The sequence below is a fragment of the Vicinamibacterales bacterium genome (assembly GCA_035699745.1).
In the GTDB taxonomy this organism is placed as follows: domain Bacteria; phylum Acidobacteriota; class Vicinamibacteria; order Vicinamibacterales; family 2-12-FULL-66-21; genus JAICSD01.
This window is the reverse complement of sequence record DASSPH010000078.1, coordinates 22,116-28,115: the sequence shown is the minus strand read 5'-3', so window position 1 is coordinate 28,115 and position 6,000 is coordinate 22,116. Positions and strand designations below refer to the sequence as shown.

Genomic DNA, 6,000 nt, shown 5'->3' with positions numbered 1-6,000 from the left:
GTGGGAAATCCCGCTGGCGTGGTGGCTGTCGACCCGCGCCGGCCTGGGCGCGCACGGGGTGTTCATCGCGCTGACCGTGGCGTATTCGACGCTGGCGGTGGTGAGCGCGGTGCTGTTCCGGCGGGGGCACTGGAAGACGCGAAAGGTATAGCAGTGCGCGGTGCGCAGTGCGCGGTGCGCAGTGCGTCAGTGCGGCAGTGCGTCAGTGCGGCAGTGCGGCAGTGCGGCAATGCGGCAGTGCTGTTTCTGCGAAGCGGGCGGCGGAACGGCGTTGTCCTCTTTGCGATCTCTGGGGTGCGTGAGACGGCCGATCGGCGAGTTTCCACGGAAAACCGCACGGCACGCGGTCTGCAGGTGGGGCGGCATGGCTGGTTGGCGGCGGGTCGAGGAGATCGTTGCGTATCAGGCGTCGGTGAAACTGCGGGACGAGATTTGCTCGCTGGCGGCGCGGGCACCGATTGCGAAGGACTTCGACTTCAAGAAGCAGATCGTGTCGGCAGCGGCGTCCGCTCCCAGCAACATCTCCGAGGGCTTCGATCTGTACCGCCACGGCCGTTTCGGGTATCACGTCGAGGTCGCGATGGCGTCGCTGGCCGAGATGAAGAATCACCTGGAGGACGGCCGCAAACGCGGCTACTTCGACCAGGCCACCGCCGATCGCCTCGAGGCCCTGCGAGACGAAGCGAAGCGCACCGCGACGGGCTTACTGAAGTACCTGAAACGCAGCGAAGCACCCCCCGCCGCCTGGACCCAGGAGCCACCGCGCTGACGCATTGACGCGCTGCCGCAGACGCACTGACGCACTGACGCACTGACGCACTGACGCACTGCGCACCGCGCACCGCGCACTGCGCACTGCTCACCTGACTGTCCACGGCTCCATGAACTCCGTCCGCGTGCCGTCGGGGTCGAACACGTTCAACTGCCAGCGGTTGTTGACGCCGATGTTCGGGACCGCCCGGTGGTTGCGGTCGTCCGGTGTGGTGCGCGCCCGGACGGTTTCCAGGGCCTGCTGGATGTCCGGGACGAGCAGGGCGATGTGATGCGCGGAACCCAGTTGCTGCCGCGTCGGCGGCGCGCCGGGGTAGAGCATGTACTCGATGTAGTCGGTCCCGTCCGGCACGCGCATGTTGATCCAGCTGATGGTGCCTTCCGGCCGGCCGCCGCGCCAGATCTCGGAGAAGCCGAGCCTGTCCTTGTAGAACCGATCCGCCGCGGCGGGATCCTTGATCGTCAGTCCGGCGTGCAGAATCCGTCGCGAGATGCGCCGGTCCGGGCTCGCGCTGGCGTCCGCGGAGCCTGAGGTCGAGACGAACCGCACCGGGTGGCCGTCCGGGTCGGCGGTATCGGGCGGCCGCGCGTCGACGTCGAAGGCGATGTTGAGCAGGCGCTCGTCGCGATCCGGCGGCAGTCCGTCGGCGATGATCAGGCGCTGCCGCGCATTGACGACGAACACGGCGCGGCCGGGCGCGCCGGAGGGCTCCTCGGCGAAGCCCAGCACGCCGCCGTAAAAGGCGCGTGCCTTCGCCAGGTCGCTCGTCTGGAACGACACCTGCGCGATGCCGAAGACGCGCGGACGCGACGGGACCGCCGGCGGCGTCTGCCAGAGAGCCGCACCGAGCGCGACGGCGAGCAGCAGCCGGAGCGTCATCTACTTCACGATGACGTAGTTCAGGTTCAGCTGCGCGGCGCGCTGGTTGATCTTCGTCACGTCGGCGTTGAGGAACTGTTTCGTCTCGGCCTCGAGCGCCGCCAGCTCCTTTTCCTGCTCCACCAGCACCTGCATCATGCCCTGCGTGGGCACGCCGCTCGACTCCGACACCCACATCTGAAGCGGGGCGAGCCGCGAGTACAGCTTCGCGCCGCCGCGCATCGCCAGGATGTCGTAGACGACTTCCGCGGCCGGGTTGTGCAGCTTGCTCTCGATCGCGAGGGCGCGCTTGATCGCCGCTTCCGACTGGCCGATCAGATCGGCGATGTCCGCCTCGCTCTTGCGCGCCTCGAGCGTGGCGTTGCGCCCCTTCAACTGCGTCTGCACCGAGCGCAGGTCGTTGACCAGCCCGGTCAGCTTCGAAATGTCGTCCCGCACCCGCACCGCGAACGCCGCCTGCGCCTCGAGATCGGTCTGCGGCAGGTCGCCGCGCGGATCCGGCAGCACCTTCAGCGGCGCCGAGAGGGTCCTGCCGGCGGCGGTGAGCTTCACGGTGTAGGTTCCCGGGGGAACGCGCGGCCCTTCGCGCGGATCGCCGGTGTCGATGCGGCCCCCCTGAATCTTGGCGGCCCCCTCGTATGCCAGGTCCCACACCGCCCGCTGCACTCCGGCGCCGCGCGGCAGCGCCTCGTCCTTGTAGTCCTCGGCGCTCTCGAAGTCGCCGCTGCCCATCGGCTTGGGGGCGGTGCTGCTCAGCGTGCGCACGATCCGGTTGCGGGCATCGACGATCTCGATCTTGAGATCCCCTTTCTCTTCGTCCTTGAGCGCGTAGTAGATGACCGCGCCGTGCGGCGGATTGGGGAAACCGCCTCGCGTTCCCCAGTTCGACGATCCGTAGCGCCAGCGGATCGCGTCCTGCGGCGGAAACAGGTGCAGCGCCTCCGCGGCCACGCGTGCGTCGTACTGCCGCACCGGCTGCAGGTCGTCGAGGATCCAGATCGATCGCCCGTGCGTGCCGACGACGAGGTCCCCCTCCTTCACCTGCAGATCGTGAACGGCGACGGTCGGCAGATTCAGCTGCAGCGGCCGCCACGACTGCCCGTCGTCGGTCGAGAACATCACGCCGCGCTCGGTGCCGAGATAGAGTTGCCCGCGCTTCTCCGGATCCTCGCGCACCGCGTGCAGGTAGACGTTGGCGGCGAGCCCCGCGTCGATCCGCTTCCACGTCGCGCCGCGGTCGCCGGTCCTGAACAGGTAGGGTTTCATGTCGTCGAGCCTGTGGGCGTCGACGACGACGTAGGCCGTGTCGGCATCGAACGGGGAGGGCTCGATCATGCTCACCGTGCCCCATTCCGGAAACCCGGGCATCGCCGCGGTGACGTTCTTCCAGGTCTTGCCGTCATCCGCCGTGACGTGTACCAGTCCGTCATCGCTGCCCGCCCAGATGAGGCCTTTCTGTTTGGGCGATTCCGCGATGGCGAACACGGTGCCGTAGGTTTCGACGCCGGTGTTGTCGCCGGTGATCGGGCCGCCGGACCACTTCTGCTTCGACTTGTCGTTCCGCGTGAGGTCCTGGCTGATCGCCGTCCACGTCTGGCCGCCGTCGCGCGTGCGGAAGATGACCTGCGCGCCGTGGTAGACGACCTTGGGGTCGAAGGGGGAGCCGGTGATCGGCGCCGTCCACTGGAACCGGTAGCGCATGTCTTCGCCGCCGAGGCCGGACGGGTTCTCGGGCCAGGCGCTGATGTTGCGCGACTCTCGCGTGCGATGGTCGTAGCGGGTGATGATCCCGAGGTACTCGCCGGCATAGACGATGTTGGGATCGCCGGGATCGGAATAGACGTGCCCGGCCTCGCCGCCGCCGACGTCGTGCCAGTCGGTGAGGTGAATGTTGCGCGCGAGGGAATCGCTCGGGCCCTGCGCCGTCCCGAGATCCTGCATCGCCCCGGCGATGTGGTACGGCCGGCGAGTGTCCACCGACACGTGGTAGAACTGCGAGATCGGCAGCATCGGCGCCGACCAGTTCGCGCCGCCGTTGTGGCTGATGTTCACCCCGCCGTCGTTGGCGACGATCATCCGCTTCGGGTTCGCCGGATCGAACCAGACGTCGTGATGGTCGCCGTGCGACAAGCCCTTGACCTCCTCGATCGTCTTGCCGCCGTCGATCGACTTCAGCATCGGGACCTGCGGGAACCAGACCTCGTTCGGATTGGCGGGATGGACCGCCAGCGTCGTGTAGTACCAGGCGCGCTGGCGCAGGGCGCGATGCGGCGACGCCAGGTCCCAGTTCTCTCCGCCGTCGTCGGAGCGGAAGAGTCCGCCTTTGTCCGCTTCGATGAGCGCGTAGACCCTGCGGCTGTCTGACGGCGCGATGGCGATGCCGACCTTGCCCCAGATCCCTTCCGGCAGCCCGCCGCCGGTCAGGTGCTTCCAGGTGTCGCCGCCGTCGCGCGAGACGTACAGGCCGCTGCCGGGACCGCCGCTCGTCATGTCCCACGGATACCGGCGAGCCTGCCACAGGCCGGCGAAGATCACGTTCGGGTTCGACGGATCGATCGCGACGTCCGAGGCGCCGGTGTCGGCGTCCTTCTTCAGTACCTGCTGCCACGTCCGCCCGCCGTCGCGCGTCCGGTACACGCCGCGCTCGGGGTTCGGGCCGAACGCATGCCCGAGCACCGCGGCAAACGCCACCTCCGCGTTCTTCGGGTGCACGGCCATCGTCCCGATCTGCCCTTCCTGGTGCCACACGTGCGACCAGGTCTTGCCGCCGTCGCTCGACCGGTAGATGCCGTTGCCGGCGGCAACGTTGCCGCGGATGTTCGCCTCGCCCGATCCGACGTAGACGACGTTCGGATCGCTCGGCGCGACGGCGATCGACCCGATCGAGGAAATCGGCTGGTCGTCCCACACCGATCGCCACGACGTCCCGGCGTCCGACGACATCCATACGCCGCCGGACGCGGTGGCCGCGTAGTAGATCTGCGGGTTGCCGGGGACGCCGGCCGCGCGGGAGACGCGGCCGCCGGCGGCAGGACCGATGTTGCGGTATCGCAGCGCCTTGAATTCCGCGGGGGACTCCGGCTTCGCGCTCGTGGCGGGCTCCTGCGCGCGGACCGACACCACCAGCGCCATGGCGGCAGCCACGGCGAAAAACTTTCGTGTGAACGGCATGCGGCGAGTTTATCATCCGCGTACCGATGAAATTGCTTGCCTGCGCCGCGTTCCTCTCGCTCGCCGCCGCCGCGGCGACGCGGCAGCCCGCATCCGCCGTGGTGGCGTCCGGGTTCATCTACGACGCCGCGCCGTTTCCGAGCGCGCACGCCTCGACGATCGCGCACGTCGACGGTGGCCTCGTCGCGGCCTGGTTCGGCGGCACGCGCGAAGGAGCTCCCGACGTCGGCATCTGGCTGTCGCGCCACGTCGACGGCAAGTGGACGGCGCCGGTCGAGGTCGCGACAGGGGTGCAGCCGGACGGCACGCGTCATCCGTGCTGGAACCCGGTGCTGTTCGAGATCAAGCAGGGATTCCTCTCGCTCTTCTACAAGGTCGGGCCGCGGCCGACGACGTGGTGGGGCATGGTGCGCTACTCGAGCGACGGCGGCCGCACCTGGGGAGAGGCACGCCGCCTGCCCGAGGGGGTGCTGGGCCCGATCAAGAACAAGCCCGTGCGGCTGGACGACGGCGCGATCCTCAGCGGTTCGAGCACGGAGACGCCGGACCAGGCGAACCTGTGGCGAATCCATTTCGAGCGATCCACGGATGACGGCGCAACGTGGACCGTAGTACGTCCCGCGCCGTCGCCGGCCGGCGCGGAGATCGGCGCGATTCAGCCGAGCATCCTGATCCACCGGGACGGCCGCCTGCAGGCCGTCGGCCGCTCACGCTCGCAGAGAGTGTTCGAAACCTGGTCGAGCGACAAGGGGCGGACGTGGACTCCCGTGACGCTCACCTCGTTGCCCAATCCGAGTGCGGGAACGGATGCGCTCACGCTCCGCGACGGCCGCCATCTCATCGTCTACAACCACACCCCGAAAGGGCGCACGCCGCTGAACGTCGCGCTCTCGCGCGACGGCACCACCTGGGAGGCGGCGCTGGTCCTGGAGGATCAACCGGGCGAGTATTCGTATCCCGCGGTCATTCAGGCGCCCGACGGCATGGTGCACATCACCTACACGTGGAAGCGCGAGCGGATCAAGCACGTGGTGGTGGATCCGGCGAAGCTGGGACGCTGATAGCTGACAGCTCGCGCGCGGTGCGGCTGCGGCGGCGACTCAGGGGCGGCCGTCGACGACGTACACCCAGGCTTGGCTGCCGGAGGTGAGCGTCGCTTCGATGCGGTTGTACCGCGC

Annotated in this window: 4 protein-coding genes; 2 read left to right on the top strand and 2 right to left on the bottom strand. The window is 68.8% G+C overall.

Features of this window, described 5'->3' with window-relative positions:
* The first annotated feature begins 364 nt into the window (after positions 1-364).
* A complete protein-coding gene (locus VFK57_19540) occupies positions 365-769 on the top strand; it encodes a four helix bundle protein (protein ID HET7697916.1) in 405 nt (134 codons plus the stop codon).
* A gap of 90 nt (positions 770-859) precedes the next feature.
* On the opposite strand, the gene VFK57_19535 is transcribed toward VFK57_19540, so the two are convergent.
* Positions 860-1,651: a VOC family protein gene (locus VFK57_19535; protein ID HET7697915.1), complete on the bottom strand. Its 792-nt coding sequence runs from the start codon at positions 1,649-1,651 to the stop codon at positions 860-862.
* On the bottom strand, positions 1,652-4,822 hold the full coding sequence (locus VFK57_19530) for a hypothetical protein (protein HET7697914.1): 3,171 nt from the start codon (positions 4,820-4,822) through the stop codon (positions 1,652-1,654). It lies immediately after the preceding gene.
* 26 nt (positions 4,823-4,848) lie between these two features.
* Between VFK57_19530 and VFK57_19525 the strand changes: the two genes are divergently transcribed.
* The gene (locus tag VFK57_19525; protein ID HET7697913.1) at positions 4,849-5,883 is read left to right on the top strand and encodes a sialidase family protein; all 1,035 of its coding nucleotides are present in this window, start codon (positions 4,849-4,851) and stop codon (positions 5,881-5,883) included.
* The last annotated feature ends 117 nt before the right edge of the window (positions 5,884-6,000 follow it).